The 15,178-nt window shown below is 69.7% G+C and carries 12 protein-coding genes; 9 read left to right on the top strand and 3 right to left on the bottom strand.

Annotated elements, in window-relative coordinates; genetic code table 11:
- The first annotated feature begins 55 nt into the window (after positions 1 to 55).
- On the top strand, positions 56 to 1,294 hold the full coding sequence (locus AB0H54_RS11605; RefSeq protein WP_357344874.1) for a MoxR family ATPase: 1,239 nt from the start codon (positions 56 to 58) through the stop codon (positions 1,292 to 1,294).
- On the top strand, positions 1,291 to 2,505 hold the full coding sequence (locus tag AB0H54_RS11610; RefSeq protein WP_357344876.1) for a VWA-like domain-containing protein: 1,215 nt from the start codon (positions 1,291 to 1,293) through the stop codon (positions 2,503 to 2,505). The genes AB0H54_RS11605 and AB0H54_RS11610 overlap by 4 nt, the downstream gene beginning before the upstream one ends.
- A gap of 20 nt (positions 2,506 to 2,525) precedes the next feature.
- On the opposite strand, the gene AB0H54_RS11615 is transcribed toward AB0H54_RS11610, so the two are convergent.
- Both AB0H54_RS11615 and AB0H54_RS11620 read right to left on the bottom strand, forming a co-directional pair.
- Positions 2,526 to 4,013, bottom strand: coding sequence for an ABC transporter ATP-binding protein (locus AB0H54_RS11615; RefSeq protein ID WP_357344878.1), 1,488 nt, complete (start codon positions 4,011 to 4,013; stop codon positions 2,526 to 2,528).
- 206 nt (positions 4,014 to 4,219) lie between these two features.
- Complete coding sequence (locus AB0H54_RS11620; RefSeq protein WP_357344880.1) at positions 4,220 to 4,636, bottom strand: hypothetical protein; 417 nt, start codon at positions 4,634 to 4,636, stop codon at positions 4,220 to 4,222.
- A 333-nt stretch (positions 4,637 to 4,969) separates the two neighbouring features.
- Between AB0H54_RS11620 and AB0H54_RS11625 the strand changes: the two genes are divergently transcribed.
- The 4 genes from AB0H54_RS11625 to AB0H54_RS11640 all read left to right on the top strand — a co-directional run bounded on the left by AB0H54_RS11625 (position 4,970) and on the right by AB0H54_RS11640 (position 10,777).
- On the top strand, positions 4,970 to 7,162 hold the full coding sequence (locus AB0H54_RS11625) for a bifunctional SulP family inorganic anion transporter/carbonic anhydrase (protein ID WP_357344882.1): 2,193 nt from the start codon (positions 4,970 to 4,972) through the stop codon (positions 7,160 to 7,162).
- A 246-nt stretch (positions 7,163 to 7,408) separates the two neighbouring features.
- On the top strand, positions 7,409 to 9,643 hold the full coding sequence (locus AB0H54_RS11630; RefSeq protein ID WP_357344884.1) for a bifunctional SulP family inorganic anion transporter/carbonic anhydrase: 2,235 nt from the start codon (positions 7,409 to 7,411) through the stop codon (positions 9,641 to 9,643).
- A gap of 31 nt (positions 9,644 to 9,674) precedes the next feature.
- Positions 9,675 to 10,151 carry a TIGR02611 family protein gene (locus AB0H54_RS11635; RefSeq protein WP_357344885.1) on the top strand — a complete coding sequence of 159 codons (477 nt, stop codon included), beginning with the start codon at positions 9,675 to 9,677 and terminating at the stop codon, positions 10,149 to 10,151.
- Complete coding sequence (locus AB0H54_RS11640; protein ID WP_357344887.1) at positions 10,148 to 10,777, top strand: (2Fe-2S)-binding protein; 630 nt, start codon at positions 10,148 to 10,150, stop codon at positions 10,775 to 10,777. Before AB0H54_RS11635 ends, AB0H54_RS11640 begins: the two co-directional genes overlap by 4 nt.
- A 31-nt stretch (positions 10,778 to 10,808) precedes the next feature.
- Here the strand turns inward: AB0H54_RS11640 and AB0H54_RS11645 are convergent, their stop codons facing one another.
- Entirely contained in the window at positions 10,809 to 11,627 is an 819-nt protein-coding gene (locus AB0H54_RS11645; protein WP_357344889.1) for an MBL fold metallo-hydrolase, read from the bottom strand.
- Between the two features lie 129 nt (positions 11,628 to 11,756).
- On the opposite strand from AB0H54_RS11645, the gene AB0H54_RS11650 reads away from it, so the two are divergent.
- The 3 genes from AB0H54_RS11650 to AB0H54_RS11660 all read left to right on the top strand — a co-directional run bounded on the left by AB0H54_RS11650 (position 11,757) and on the right by AB0H54_RS11660 (position 15,174).
- Positions 11,757 to 12,344 carry an XRE family transcriptional regulator gene (locus tag AB0H54_RS11650; protein ID WP_357344891.1) on the top strand — a complete coding sequence of 196 codons (588 nt, stop codon included), beginning with the start codon at positions 11,757 to 11,759 and terminating at the stop codon, positions 12,342 to 12,344.
- Positions 12,345 to 12,556: 212 nt separating this feature from the next.
- On the top strand, positions 12,557 to 14,623 hold the full coding sequence (gene thrS / locus AB0H54_RS11655; RefSeq protein ID WP_357344893.1) for a threonine--tRNA ligase: 2,067 nt from the start codon (positions 12,557 to 12,559) through the stop codon (positions 14,621 to 14,623).
- Positions 14,620 to 15,174 carry an HIT domain-containing protein gene (locus tag AB0H54_RS11660; protein ID WP_357344895.1) on the top strand — a complete coding sequence of 185 codons (555 nt, stop codon included), beginning with the start codon at positions 14,620 to 14,622 and terminating at the stop codon, positions 15,172 to 15,174. The genes thrS and AB0H54_RS11660 overlap by 4 nt, the downstream gene beginning before the upstream one ends.
- Positions 15,175 to 15,178 lie beyond the last annotated feature (4 nt).

Below are 15,178 nucleotides of genomic sequence, written 5' to 3' on the forward strand. Positions count from 1 at the left end.
ATCGGCCGACCTGCGTGTGACTCCCCATTCCTCTTCGACCCCAAGGTGATTCCTCATGACTGTGCGCACCCTTTTCCCGCCGCGTCCGACCACCGGCACCCAGCTCCGCGTCGCGGACGAACTGCTCGCCCTGCTCGGTGAGACGACGACCGAACCACGCCCCGATGCCCGGCTGGAGGCCCTGACCCTCGCGGTCGCGGCCGATCTGCCGGTGCTGCTGTGGGGCGAGCCGGGGATCGGCAAGACCGCCGCGCTGACCCAGCTCGCCGACTCGCTCGACCTGCCGTTGACCACCGTGATCGCGAGTGTGCACGAGCCGTCGGACTTCTCGGGCCTGCCCATCCTCGGCGACGATCCGGCGGTCCAGGGCGTGCCGATGGCGCCGCCGGACTGGGCGGTGCAGTTGGTCAGGGCCGGGCGCGGTCTGCTGTTCCTCGACGAACTGTCGACCGCACCGCCCGCGGTGCAAGCCGCCCTGCTGCGGCTGGTGCTCGAGCGGCGGATCGGCTCGTTGCAGTTGCCGCCCGGTGTCCGCATCGTCGCCGCGGCCAACCCGCGCTCCTCGGCCGCCGACGGCTGGGAACTGAGCCCGCCGTTGGCCAACCGCTTCGTGCACCTGCAGTGGACGCACGATCACGAGGTTGTCGTGCGTGGCCTCGGCGGGACCTGGCCGCGGGCGACGCTGCCCCGGCTGAAGCCCGAAAAGCTGCCGGAGGCCGTGGCTTTCGCGCGACGCGCGGTGTGCGAGCTGCTCGCGGGCCGCCCGAAACTGGTGCACCAGCTGCCGACCACCGAGACCCGGCGCGGCGGTGCGTGGCCGTCGCCGCGCAGCTGGGAGATGACCGTCCGGCTGATCGCCTTCGCCACCGCGGCGGGCACCGACCGCGATGTGCTGTCGACACTGGTGCGCGGCACCGTCGGTGACGGCCCCGGCTTCGAGCTGCTGACCAGCATCGACCGGATGGACCTGCCTGATCCCGAAGTGCTGCTGGCCGATCCGGCGGCCGCCGTGCTGCCCGCACGGGGCGATCTGCGCCAAGCCGTGCTCGACGCCGTCGTGGCCGCCGTGCGCAGGCGCCCGGAGAAGGCGCGCTGGGAGGCGGCGTGGGCGCTGCTGGCCGGGGCCGTGGCGACCGGGGCACCGGATCTGGTGGTGGTCCCCGCGACCACGCTGGCCACCCTGCGCCGCGACGACTGGGAGATCCCGGCCGCGATCGAGCACCTCGCCGGCTCCGTCTCGGTGTCACGTCAGGCCGAGCAGGCCACGGCCCGCGTCACCGGGGCACGCCGATGACGACCGTGCTGGATCACGAGAAGCTGTATGCCGCACGGCTGTACGCGGTGTCGGCGCGGCCCTACCTGGCCACCGCCCTGTACGCGCTGCACATCGTCGAGTCGCGGCAGGTGCCGACGATGGGGGTGGACAAGTATTGGCGCTGCTATGTCTCACCGGCGTTCGTGGCCGGTACCTCGGTGGAAGAACTCGCCTCGATCCTGGTGCACGAGGTGTCGCACCTGCTGCGCGATCATCACGCGCGCAGCGATCGCTACGCTCGCGCGCACGAGCTGACCGGTGCGGCGGAGCGCCTGCGGATGAACATCGCCGCCGACGCCGAGATCAACGACGACGCGTTCGGCGACGGCCTCGTCACGCCGGCGGGGGCGGTCCTGCCCGCTGACCTCGGTCTGCCGGCGGGCGAGCTCATGGAGGACTACCTCGGTCAGTTCCGGCTGGGACGGCTGACCGAGCACCTCGCCTGGCTCGACTGCGGCAGCGGCGCCGACGGACTCGACCGGGCCTGGGAACTCGGTGCCGACGGCGCCGACGGCCTCAGCGAGCAGGAACGCGACGCGGTCCGCTTCCGGGTGGCGCAGGGCATCGTCGGCAGGCCGGGCGACGCGCCCCAGGGATGGCAGCGGTGGGCCGAGGCGGCTCTGCATCCGCCGCAGCCGTGGCGGGACCTGCTCGGCGCCGCGCTCCGCTCGGCGGCGTCGGCGCCGGGCGTCGGCGCGGACTACACCTACGGCCGCCCCGCGCGGCGCTCGGCCGCGCTGCCCGGGGTGGTGCTGCCCAGCCTGCGCCGCATTCCCCCTCGGGTCGCGGTCGTCATCGATACCTCGGGGTCGGTCAGCGATGTCGAATTGGGCAGCGCGCTACTGGAAGTCGCCGCCATCACCCGCGCGGTCGGCGGCCGCCGCGACCTGGTCACCGTCCTGTCGTGTGACGCCGCGGTGTGGATCGCGGACCCGCTGTGCCGGGCCGAGGGCATGACATTGATGGGCGGTGGCGGCACCGACCTGCGCACCGGATTCACCGCGGCGCTGCGCACCCGCCCGGACGTGGTGGTGGCCCTGACCGACGGCCAGACGCCGTGGCCGGCCACTCGTCCGCCGTGCCGGACGATCGTCGGGCTGTTCCGCCGTCCGGGCGCGTGGAGCGAGGCCGATCCGGACTACGTTCCGGACCGGCCTCCCGCCTGGGCGCGGGTGGTCGACATCGGCTGAGACCGATGGGCCTGGGCAGGTCAGACCTTCGCGCCGACGAGTTGCCGGTAGTCACCGTTGCGGGCAACCAAGTCGTCGTGCGGGCCGGTGTCGACGATCCGTCCCTCTTTGAGGAACACGACGGTGTCCGCTTCACGAATCGTGGACAAGCGATGCGCGATGACCAGCAGCGCGCACTCCTTCCGCACGGACTGGATCGTCACGTTCAACGCCTGCTCGGTCTCGGCATCCAGCATCGCCGTCGGCTCGTCCAGCATCATCAGCACCGGCCGCCGAATCAAGGCCCGTGCCAATGCCACTCGCTGCCGTTCGCCGCCGGAAAGGAGAACACCGTGCTCACCCACCGGGGTGTCGAGGCCACGGGGCAGCCCCGCGACGAGATCGGCCAGGCCGGCCAGCTCGATCGCGCGCCGCAGGTCATCGTCGGTGAGACCTGGCTGTCGATAGGTCACATTGTCGCGGAGGCTACCGAACAACAGCGGCGCATTCTGTTCCAGCAGACTGATTTCCGAGCGCCAAGCTCGACGCGGCTGATCGACATACGACCGACCCGCCAGCAGGATGTCACCGCCGTTCGGATCGTAGAACCTGCTCACCAACGAGAAGACCGTGGACTTTCCCGCGCCCGAATGCCCGACCAGCGCGACATGGCCGCCTGGTGGCACCGCGAAGGACACTCCGTCGAGGATGGTCCGCTCATCGTAGGAGAAGCGCACATCCCGGAACTCGAGCGCGTGATCGCCGTCGTCGGCGCGCTCCGCACACGTTGTGCTCGCCGGCTCGGCGCCGTTCCGCCGGATGTCGTCGACGTCCTCGGAAGGCAGGTCGAGGGTGGAGTGAATCCGGCTGAGCGCGCCCAGCGCCTGTTGCAGCCCGACCGATCCGTTGAAGAGGTCGCTGACCGGGATCAGCAGATTCATGGCGAGAAGCATCATCGATACCAGGCCACTCAACTCCATCTGGTGATGTGCCACCCGGACACCACCGACGAGGAGTGAGACGACGAACGACCCGGTCACCGCCAGATGCATGGCCGGATTTCCCAGCGCCTTCAGCCTGGCGGCACGCATGCCGGCGGCGAACGCGACCTCGGCCAGTTCGGTCAGATGTTCGTGCTCACGGTCTTCGGCATTGTTCACCTTGACGGTGCGAACCCCGGTGAGTGCTCGTTCGATGTCCGCGGACAGCGCGCCGACGCTCGCCTGCAACTGCGTCGAAGCTTTCTCGATTCTTGTCATGACCAGCAACATCGCGCCCGCGGCGACCGAAACGGTGGCGATGACGATCGAGAAGAGCAGCCAGTCGATGTAGATCATCACCGCGATCGTGCCGACCAGGGTGATCGCGCCGGTCAGTAGCTGCACGACGCTGGAACCGATGGCGTTGCGCACCACCGTCGAATCGAGCGTCACGCGGGAAATCAGGTCCCCGACCCGCAGCGACTCGAGGGTGGGAATTCGCAATCTCAGCAGATGCCCGGCCAGCCGACTGCGCACCGTCAAGAGCACCGACTCTGCGGACCCACGAGCTACTCGGTGGCGGATAATCGTTGTCAGCCGACATCGTCACTCACGTCCCCCCCGTCGGCCGACGACGATCAGCCGCCTGTAGGGCCCGGCTCACCGACCAGCTTGCCGTCTGCTTCGACCCATGTGTGTGCGGCAAAGGGTAGTTCCTGGGCCGAGGAGACATGACGTCGATGGGGGTGGGAGGCCTAGGCGGCGACGCGGCGCCGGGCCGAAAGGCGCTGTGCCACCAGCATGTACAGGCCGGAGAACAGCAGTCCGGCGAGGGGGATCAGGGGGAGGTAGGACACCCAGACGATCGGCTCCGGCAGGGCGAGGGCGATGACGGTCGCGACGACGGTGACCACGAAGACCGCGGCCGACCAGCGATGCAGGCGGCGGGCATTCGCGCGCCCGCCGGTCGCCGCGACCTGCCGTGCGTTGCTGCGGTAGTACCGGACGAACAGGACGCTGCCGGAGAGGAAGAGTCCGGCGAGGGGGAGCAGCGGGAGATAGGAGACCCACTCCGGGCCGCTCAGCGCCAGCACGACCACCGTGAGGACCACGATCGTGGTGAAAGCGATGGCGAGCCACCGGTGGGATCGGCGTACCCAGGTGCTGGTCATCGGGAACCCTTTCGTTGTCTGGTCTGCGGAAACGATGTTTCCACCAACCCCGGGCACCGCGCTTCTCGATTCCTGATCGTTCCGGCCGACAGGGGAGCGGACCCCGACGTATTGCATGTGGTGCACGTCACAGTTGAGTCGCGATTCGTCCCATTCGCCTCGAGAACTTTCCATACGCTTGGGTAGTTCTTTACTATTGGCCCGACCCTGTGTCTCGGGTCGAGTCTCTCTTCGAGCAGTGCCGTTCCGCCGCCGTTCGCTCGCAGCTCAGCATCAATTGCCAGTGCATGTTCGACCGATGAACCGGGAGCCGAGCGGCCCCGGCGAAGGAGAATGATGACCGACAATGATCCGGGCCATTCGCTGAAATCTGTTCTTCAGCAAGATCTTCCAGCATCACTCGTGGTGTTTCTCGTCGCCTTGCCGCTCTCCCTCGGGGTGGCGCTCGCCTCCGGCGCCCCCGTCGTCGCCGGACTCATCGCCGCCGCGATCGGCGGCGTGGTCGCCGGGCTGCTCGGCGGCTCGTCGGTCCAGGTGAGCGGGCCGACCGCCAGTCTCGCCGTCGTCGTCGCCGGTGCCGTTCAGCAATTCGGCTGGGCCGCCATGTGTTTCATCACCGTGGGAGCGGGTCTGCTGCAGATCCTGTTCGGGCTCAGCCGCATCGCGCGTGCCGCGCTCGGCATCGCCCCGGTCGTGGTGCACGCCATGCTCGCCGGGATCGGCGTGATCATCGCCCTGCAGCAGGTACACGTGCTGCTCGGCGGGACCACCGTCAGCTCGCCGTGGGCGAGCATCGTGGCACTGCCCAACCAGGTGATGTCGGTGCACAAGGGCGACCTGTTCGTCGGGCTGCTCGTGATCGCCATCCTGATCGGCTGGCAGTACCTGCCGCGCCGCGTCCGGGTGGTCCCCGGTCCGCTGGTCGCGGTGGTCGTGGCGACCGTTGTCTCGCTGATCCTGCCGCTGACGGTGGACCGGGTGCGCCTGGACGGCTCGCTGATCGACGGCATCGGGTTGCCCGCGCTGCCGCACGGTGGCTGGGTGCCGATCGCGCTGACCATGCTCACCGTCGCGCTCATCGCCAGCGTGGAAACCCTGCTCTCGGCCGTCGCCGTCGACAAGATGCGGCCCCAGCAGCGCACCGACTTCGATCGCGAACTACTCGGTCAGGGCGCCGCCAACATGGCCTCCGGCGCGCTCGGCGGCCTGCCGATCGCGGCCGTCATCGTCCGCAGCATCACCAATGCCAACGCGGGCGCCCGCAGCCGGGCCGCCACCGTGCTGCACGGCTGCTGGATCCTGGTCTTCGCGATCGCGCTGGTCGGCCTGGTCCGGCAGATCCCGACCGCCGCGCTGGCCGGGCTGCTGGTGCTGATCGGTGTGCAGCTGGTGAAACTGGCGCACATCAAGCGGGCCCGCCGCACCGGTGACATCTACGTCTACCTGGTCACGGTGGTGGCGGTTGTGTCGCTGAATCTGTTGCAGGGCATGGTGATCGGCCTGATCGCCTCGTTCGCGTTGCTGCTGTGGCGGGTCGTGAAGTTCACCATCGCCGCGGCGCCGCGGACCGACGGCACCTGGCTGGTGCGCATCGACGGCACCTGCACCTTCCTGGCCGTGCCCCGGCTCACCAGTGAACTGGCGAAAGTGCCCGCCGGCGTGGACGTGACGGTGGAGCTGAGCGTCGACTTCCTCGACCACGCCGCCTGCGAGCTGCTCTCCGAGTGGGCCGACGTGCGCGAATCCGGCGGCGGCACGGTCGATTTCGTCGAACTCGGCACCGCGCGGATGGCGCGCGCGCACGACGGGCCGCCCGAGCACGGCCACGCCCGCAAGGCGGTCGACGAGGCGATCCGGCCGTGGCGCCGCAGCGGCGGCGTCGACCCGATCGCGGCCGGCATCGCGGCCTACCACCGCGGGCACGCGCACCTGCTGCGCCCGCACCTGGCGGGGTTGCGGCACCGTCCCGACGCCGACACCTTCTTCCTCACCTGCGCCGATGCCCGCATCGTGCCCAATGTCATCACCAGCAGCGGGCCCGGTGACCTGTTCACCGTCCGCAACGTGGGCAATCTGGTGCCGGTCGGCGGCAGCGACGTCTCGGTGGAAGCGGCGCTGATCTACGCGCTCGACAAGCTGGACGTGCGCGCGGTCGTGGTGTGCGGGCACAGCGGGTGCGGGGCCATGGAAGCGCTGTACGCGCAGGTCCAGGCCGGTCCCGGCCTCGACGATTGGCTCGCGCACGCCGCGCCGACGCTGGCGGCGTTCCACGCGGGGCACCCGGTGGGCGAGGCGGCCCGGCGGGCGGGCTTCGGCCCGGTCGACCAGCTGGGCATGGTGAACGTCGCCCGGCAGGTCCAGACCTTGATGGACTATCCGGCGGTGCGCGACGGGATCGCGGAGCGCGGGGTCGTGGTGTCGGGTCTGTTCTTCGATCTGGCGACCGCGCGGGTCATCGAGGTGACCGCCGACGGGATCGCCGAATTCGACGACAGTCACCGCCGTGTCGCGGCCGAACCGGTGTGAGCGCCCGGGTCCGGTGTGGGTCACACCACACCGGGCCTGCGGTTATGGCGACACCCACTCTTCGTGCGGCACACTGGTTTTGCCAAGTCTTTACCAATACGGTGGTTGGCACCTCACCCCGGTTCGCCGACGTACCGGGGTTCTCGTCGCTTCATCACGGGAAGCTGTTCCGCGGTCGACCGACCGCCCACGACACGTAGATCGTCCATCGACCACGGCCGCGCGCCGCGTCGCCGAAGGAGAACCATGTCTGTCGCGAACGACCTAGCTCCACCCGCCGCATCGGCGGCGCCCACGCCCGAACCCGCGCCGCCGTCCTGGCGGCAGACCCTGCTGCGCCATGATCTGCCTGCCTCGATCGTGGTCTTCCTCGTCGCCCTGCCGCTGTCGCTGGGCATCGCCGTCGCCTCCGGTGCCCCGGTCGCCGCCGGTCTCGTCGCCGCGGTCATCGGTGGCATCGTCGCCGGTGTGCTCGGCGGTTCGGTGCTGCAGGTCAGTGGCCCCGCCGCGGGCCTCACCGTCGTCGTCGCCGAATCCATCGCCCAATTCGGCTGGCGAACCACCTGTTTCATCGTTGTCGCCGCGGGCGTGTTACAGATCCTGTTCGGGCTCAGCCGGATCGCCCGCGCCGCGCTCGCCGTCGCGCCGGTGGTGGTGCACGCGATGCTCGCCGGGATCGGCATCACCATCGCGTTGCAGCAGGTCCACGTGCTGCTCGGTGGTTCCTCGCACAGCACCGCTTGGCGCAATCTGATCGAGCTGCCCGGCCAGCTGCTGTCCCTGCACGGCGGTGACGCGTTCGTCGGCGCCGTCGTGATCGTGGTGATGCTGGGCTGGAAGTACCTGCCGCCGAAGATTCGCGCGGTGCCCGGTCCGCTGGTCGCGGTCGTCGCGGGCACCCTGCTCTCGATGGTGCTGCCCGCCGAAGTGGAGCGGATCGTGTTGAGCGGCTCGCTCTTCGACGCGTTGCAGCTGCCCGAGCTGCCCTCGGGGAACTGGTCGGCGATCGCCATGATGGTGCTCACCATCGCCCTCATCGCGAGCGTCGAGAGCCTGCTCTCCGCCGTGGCGGTGGACAAGATGCACACCGGTCCGCGGACGAATTTCGACCGCGAGCTCGTCGGCCAGGGTTCGGCGAACGTGCTGTCGGGCCTGGTCGGCGGTCTGCCGATCACCGGCGTGATCGTGCGCAGCGCTACCAATGTGCAGGCGGGCGCGCGCAGCCGCGCCTCGACGATCCTGCACGGCTGCTGGATCCTGCTGTTCTCGGTCGCCCTGGTCGGCCTGGTCGAGCAGATCCCGAAGGCCGCGCTGGCCGGGCTGCTCATCGTCATCGGCATCCAGCTGGTGAAGCTGGCCCACATCCGGCTGGCCCGGCGCACCGGCGACCTGCTGGTGTATCTGGTCACCGTGCTCGGCGTGGTGTTCCTGAACCTGCTCGAGGGCGTGATCATCGGTCTCGCACTGGCTTTCGGGCTGCTGCTGTGGCGCGTGGTGCGCGTGCAGGTCGCGGCGACGCCGCTGCCCGTGGGCGAGCGGTGGCTGGTCCGCATCGATGGGTCGTGCACCTTTCTGGCCCTGCCGAAACTGTCCGCCGAGCTCGGCAAGGTGCCCCCGGGCGCCGACGTCACCGTGGAGATGACGGTCGACTTCCTCGACCACGCCGCCTCCGAGGCCATCGAGAGCTGGCAGCACCAGCAGGAAAGCGGCGGCGGCAGTGTCGATTTCGTGGAGATCGGCAGCGCCAGGATGGCCGACACCGTCGGCGCCCCGCCCGCCCGCGGCTTCGGCCGCGCGACCTGGGACGAGCTGCTCGGGCCGTGGCGGCACCAGAAGTCCGGCAGCGACGCGCTGACCGCGGGCGTCTCGGCATTCCACCGCAGTCACGCCCACGTCGTGCGCCCGCACCTGGACGAGCTGCGCGACCGGCAGGACCCGGACTCCTTCTTCCTCACCTGCTCGGACTCGCGGATCGTGCCCAATGTGATCACCTCGAGCGGACCCGGTGACCTGTTCACCGTCCGCAATGTCGGCAATCTCGTGCCGACCACCGGGGACGACTCGGTCGAGGCGGCGCTGGTGTTCGCGCTAGAGGAACTCGCCGTGCGCTCGGTCGTGGTGTGCGGGCACTCCGCCTGCGGCGCCATGAAGGCGGTCTACCGGGGCGCCGAGGCCGACGGCGGGCTGAGCTCGTGGTTGCGGCACGCGGAGGCGAGCCTGGACCGGTTCCGCGCCGACCATCCGGTCGCGGTGGCGGCGCGGGCGGCGGGCTTCGACGAGGTCGACCAGCTCGGGATGGTCAATGTCGCGGTGCAGCTCGAGACGCTGCACCGGCATCCGGCCGTGCGCCGCGCGGTCGCCGAACGCGGGCTGGCGGTGTCGGGATTGTTCTTCGACATCGCGGGCGCCCGGGTGATCGAGGTCACCGCCGAGGGCGTGCGCACCATCGACGATCGGGACGACGCCCCGGTCACGGGGTGATTCCGGCGTCGGCGGCTCGTAGGCTGGAGCGATGACGAGCAAGCCGACCGCCCCGACCACCGACGCCCCGGCGGATTCCACCGCCGGGGCGTCGGCGGCCGAGCCGGCGTCCGAACACCGCTGGCGCGCCTTCCGGGCGAGCATCGAGCACCGCCCTACCCTGAACGTCGGCTACCGCATCGCCGTCGGCGTGGTCGGTGGGCTGGTGCTGTTGATCGGGATCGTCACGATCCCGTACCCGGGACCCGGCTGGGCGCTGGTGTTCGCGGGCTTCGGCATCCTGGCCACCGAGTTCGTCTGGGCCCACCACACCCTGACCTGGGTGCGCGGCAAGTACCGGATCGTCATGGATTGGTACACCTCACGCGGGTGGACGATCAAGATCCTCGGCGCGGTGGCCACCTTCGCCCTCGTCGTCGCGACGCTGTGGGTGCTCGGCACATTTTCGATGGTCTCAGGGTGGATCGGAGTCGATTGGCCATGGTTGCGCAGTCCCCTGATGTCGTGAGCACCGTCCCCGGACGCCTGCTCACCGATCCCGCGTGGGTCGCGGACCGGATCGGCGAGATGAGCCGTGCGTGGGGCACCGAGACCTCGCGCGTCGGCGGCACGCTGTGGTGGTGCATGGTCGCCTCCGCGCTCGTCGACCAGATCACCACCGCCTACGCCACGGGCGTCCCGGCCCCGATCGCGGCGCTGGACGAGCTCGACTGCGAGATCCGGCCCGACGGGGGCGTCGAGCACGTGCGCTTCCGGTCGCGGGTCGCGCTCGCCTCGCCCGCCGACCGCGACGCCGCCGCCGGGGCGGTCGGCGCCGCCCTGCGGGAGACCCTGACCGCGGTGATCCTGCAGGTCGCCGCCGTCTCCGGCGCGGGCGTGCCCGCGCTGTGGGCCGTGGTCACCGACGCGATCGGCAACCGCGCGCTCGACGCGGGCGCGCCGGAAGCCGCCACCCGGCTCGCCGGCGAGGTGGGCACGCGCCTGCTCGCCCCGCGCTTCGTCACCGTCGGCGACCGCACCTTCGTCAAACGCCTGTCCTGCTGCCTCGTCTACGAGGTACCGGGCTGCCAGATGTGCACCAGCTGCCCGAAACGCCCCGCGGCCGAACGCGAGGCCCTGCTGGCCGAAGCGTGATCCAGCGGGCGCACGGTGCCGACAGGCTCGATCAGCCGATCGATGGCGCGAGATACTCCAGCGCGTAGCCGGCGCCGGAGGGGGTTACGCGGGCAATGCCGGGGGAGTCGAGGTGGGCGCCCGCGACGAAGTGGTCCGGTCGAATCAGCTGTTCGAGCAGGGCTGCTCGTGCGGCGCGGGCCTGGGCTTGGTCGCCGTCGAACTCCCAGGACACGTTCGGCTGATCGAACTGGAGCGTGGGAACGTGCACGGTGTCGCCCCAGACGAGAAGGCGGCCTGCGCCGCTCCTGACGTCGTAGACGGTGTGGCCGGGTGTGTGGCCCGGTGTCGGGATCGCGGTGACCCAGTCGTTGATCGCGACCTGCTCGGTCACGGGGACGACCCGGTCGCGGAGCGGCGCGAGCCGCCCTGTGAACACCGCGGTGTCGCCCGCCCCGATCCACACCCGTTCCAGTTCGGGGAACGCCTCCGCGCCGTCCGGCGTGATCAGGCCGCTCACGTGGTCTTCGTGGTTGTGGGTGATGGCGGCGTCGGTGACCCGCGCGCGATCGATTCCCGCCTCGTCGAGTGCGTCGTAGATCAAGCCCATGGTGGGGTCGTGCCAGACGTCGGAGGCGCCGGTGTCGATGAGCACCGACCGGGTGCCGTCGGTGACGAAGAAGGCGTTGACCGACAGCCGCAGGTTGTCGCCGGCCAGCGGCACGGCGGTCGGCAGCACAGGGAGCGGGCGCCCGTCCTCGTCGCGGAGCCGGGTCGGTGGCATGTCGATGTATCCGTCGCGCAACGAGATCACGTGTAGGTCACCGAATTCGAACGTGGCGTGGTGCCGGCCGGTCGAGATCAAACGCATGGAAGCCTCCGTCGTGGGCGCCGATGCGCCTCTACTTTGGGAGACTAGTTCTCCTATAGGAGAATGTCTACACTGTGGGCGGCGGATACCCAGCAACCGAGGAGCGCGGTGGTCGAGCAAGGCGGAGACGTGGCCGAACCACCCCACGGTGACGACCTGGCTGGTGCGTTCGGCGCCAATGTCCGGCGACGCCGTGAGGACGCGGGTCTGACGCTGGAGCAGCTGTCCACGCAGTCCTCGGTCAGCCGGGCGATGCTGTCCAAGGTCGAACGCGGCGAGAAGAGTCCGACGATCGGCGTCGCGTCCCGGATCGCCCACGCGCTCGACGCGTCGCTGTCGGACCTGATCGGCGGAGGAGCAGCGACGACATCCGGTGTGGCCGTTGTGCTGCGCAAGCGCGATCGCCCCGTTTTCCGCGACCCCGACACCGGCTTCGAGCGGCACATGGTGTCGGCGGCCCCGGGCGTGGGCGGCGGCGAAATGGTCGCCCACTACCTGCCCGCACAGGTCTCCACCGGCCTGCTGCCCGCGTACCCGCCGGGGAGCGAGAAGCAACTCGTGGTGCTCGACGGCACCCTCACCGTCGCGATCGGCGGCATCATCGAGACGCTGAACGCGGGCGACTCCATCTTCTTCCAGGCCGACGCGGACCACGGTTTCGCCAACCGGACGGACGCTCCCTGCGAATACCTCATGGTCATCTCGCGCAGAACCTGAACGGCGGCGGGACGGGATTTCGCTCTCCCGACCGAGTGCCGCGCGCGGCGGCGACTCGATGCGAACCGTCGGCCGCCCGCGATCCGCGACACGAACACGACTCTGGCCAGAATCGCGGGGAGACGGAACAGCTAGCATGGTCGCGTTCGCAGGATCGAGCCTGCGCCGTGCGGGACAGCCCCGCCGGACGTGACGTCAAGGAGAGCATTCCCGTGACCACCTCTGCACCGATCAGCCCTGTCGCCCTCGTCCGGGTGCCGGCCGGGACTACCGCGGGCGCGGCGGTGCGGGAAGCGGGGTTGCCGACCAAGGGACCGGACACGATCGTGGTGGTCCGCGACGCCGAGGGCGCGCTCAAGGACCTGTCCTGGACCCCGGACACCGACGTCGAGGTCGAGGCGGTCGCCGCCGACACCGAGGACGGCCGCAGCGTGATCCGGCACTCGGCCGCACACGTGCTGGCCCAGGCGGTGCAGCAGGAGTTCCCCGACGCCAAGCTGGGCATCGGCCCGCCGATCAAGGACGGCTTCTACTACGACTTCCGGGTCGACCGGCCCTTCACCCCCGAGGATCTGGCCAAGCTGGAGTCCCGGATGAAGAAGATCATCAAAGGCGCGCAGCGCTTTTCGCGTCGCGTCGTCGAGATCGACGAGGCCAAGGTGGAACTGGCCAAGGAGCCGTTCAAGCTCGAGCTGATCAGCGACAAGTCCGGCATCGACGATCCGGAGATCATGGAGGTCGGCGGCAACGAGCTGACCATCTACGACAACCTGGACCCGCGCACCGGCGAGAAGATCTGGGGTGACCTGTGCCGCGGCCCGCACATCCCCACCACCAAGTTCATCCCGGCCTTCAAGCTGACCCGCAGCTCCGCCGCCTACTGGCGCGGTGACCAGGACCGCGAGGACCTGCAGCGTATCTACGGCACCGCCTGGGAATCGTCCGAGGCGATGGACGAGTACCTGCACCTGCTGGCCGAGGCCGAGCGCCGCGACCACCGCAAGCTGGGCCTCGAGCTGGACCTGTTCAGCTTCCCCGACGAGCTCGGTTCGGGTCTGCCGGTGTTCCACCCCAAGGGCGGCATCATCCGCAAGGAGATGGAGGAGTACTCGCGGCAGCGTCACATCGACGCGGGCTACGAGTTCGTCAACACCCCGCACATCACCAAGGGACATCTGTTCGAGGTCTCCGGTCACCTCGACTGGTACAAGGACGGCATGTTCCCGGCCATGCACCTCGACGCCGAACTCAACGAGGACGGCTCCGTCCGCAAGCCCGGCCAGGACTACTACGTCAAGCCGATGAACTGCCCGATGCACAACCTGATCTTCCGTTCGCGCGGCCGCTCCTACCGTGAGCTGCCGCTGCGGATGTTCGAGTTCGGCTCGGTGTACCGCTACGAGAAGTCCGGCGTGGTGCACGGCCTGACCCGCGTGCGTGGCATGACCCAGGACGACGCGCACATCTACTGCACCAAGGAGCAGATGCACGCGGAGCTGACCACCACGCTGCAGTTCGTGCTGTCGCTGCTCAAGGACTACGGCCTCGACGACTTCTACCTCGAGCTGTCCACCAAGGACCCGAAGAAGTTCGTCGGCTCCGACGAGCTGTGGGAAGAGGCCACCGAGACCCTGGCCAAGGTCGCCGAGGCCTCGGGCCTGGATCTCGTGCCCGATCCGGGCGGCGCCGCGTTCTACGGCCCGAAGATCTCCGTGCAGGCCAAGGACGCGCTGGGCCGCACCTGGCAGATGTCGACCATCCAGCTCGACTTCAACCTGCCCGAGCGGTTCGACCTGGAATACACCTCCTCCGACGGCACCAAGCAGCGTCCGGTGATGATCCACCGCGCGCTGTTCGGTTCGATCGAGCGCTTCTTCGGCGTGCTCACCGAGCACTACGCCGGTGCCTTCCCGGCCTGGCTCGCGCCGGTGCAGGTCGTCGGCATCCCGGTCGCGGAGAACTTCGCCCCGCACCTGGACGCGGTGATCGAGCGGCTGCGGGACGGGGGCGTGCGCGCCCAGGTCGACCGCAGCGACGACCGGATGCAGAAGAAGATCTTCAACCAGACCGCGCAGAAGGTGCCGTTCATGCTGCTGGCGGGCGCGCGCGACGTGGAGGCGGGCGCGGTCAGCTTCCGGTTCCGCGACGGCAGCCAGGTCAACGGCGTGCCGGTCGACGACGCGGTGGCCACCATCCTGAGCTGGATCGCCCGCCGGGAGAACACCTCGCCCACCGCGGACGGGTTCGAGGTCGTCGGCGCGGCGAAGGCGTCCTCATGAGTGAGAGCATCGCCTCGGAGGCCGGGTCGATCGTCGACGCGGGCGCCGGTCAGCCCGACCGGTTGCAGCGGCTGTGGACGCCGTACCGGATGTCCTACATCACCGGCGAGATCAAGCCCAAGGACGCCACCGGTCACCCGTTCACCGACATCCCGAAGATGTCGGACGAGGACGGGTTGATCATCGCGCGTGGCGAACAGGTCTACGCGGTGCTCAACTTGTACCCGTACAACCCAGGGCACATGATGGTGGTGCCGTACCGCCGGGTCGCCGACCTGGAGGATCTGACGCCCGCCGAGAGCGCGGAGCTGATGGCCTTCACGCAGCGGGCCATCCGGGTGATGAAGCGGGTCTCGCGGCCCGCCGGATTCAATGTCGGGCTCAATCTCGGCGGCGTGGCCGGTGGTTCGCTGGCCGACCACCTGCACCAGCACATCGTGCCGCGCTGGGGTGGGGATGCGAACTTCATCACCGTGGTCGGCGGGGTGAAGGTGATGCCTCAGCTGTTGCGCGAGACGCGGCAGCTGCTGGCGGAGGCGTGGGAGGAATAACAAC

The sequence above is a fragment of the Nocardia sp. NPDC050718 genome, assembly GCF_040654235.1.
Taxonomy (GTDB): Bacteria; Actinomycetota; Actinomycetes; order Mycobacteriales; family Mycobacteriaceae; genus Nocardia.

Bases quoted from the DNA above. Each gene is read 5' to 3' on its own strand.
- AB0H54_RS11625 (WP_357344882.1), top strand. From the start codon at position 4,970: ATGATGACCGACAATGATCCGGGCCATTCGCTGAAATCTGTTCTTCAG.
- AB0H54_RS11645 (WP_357344889.1), bottom strand. From the start codon at position 11,627: ATGCGTTTGATCTCGACCGGCCGGCACCACGCCACGTTCGAATTCGGT.
- AB0H54_RS11660 (WP_357344895.1), top strand. From the start codon at position 14,620: ATGAGTGAGAGCATCGCCTCGGAGGCCGGGTCGATCGTCGACGCGGGC.
- AB0H54_RS11610 (WP_357344876.1), top strand. From the start codon at position 1,291: ATGACGACCGTGCTGGATCACGAGAAGCTGTATGCCGCACGGCTGTAC.
- AB0H54_RS11635 (WP_357344885.1), top strand. From the start codon at position 9,675: ATGACGAGCAAGCCGACCGCCCCGACCACCGACGCCCCGGCGGATTCC.
- AB0H54_RS11605 (WP_357344874.1), top strand. From the start codon at position 56: ATGACTGTGCGCACCCTTTTCCCGCCGCGTCCGACCACCGGCACCCAG.
- AB0H54_RS11620 (WP_357344880.1), bottom strand. From the start codon at position 4,636: ATGACCAGCACCTGGGTACGCCGATCCCACCGGTGGCTCGCCATCGCT.
- AB0H54_RS11630 (WP_357344884.1), top strand. From the start codon at position 7,409: ATGTCTGTCGCGAACGACCTAGCTCCACCCGCCGCATCGGCGGCGCCC.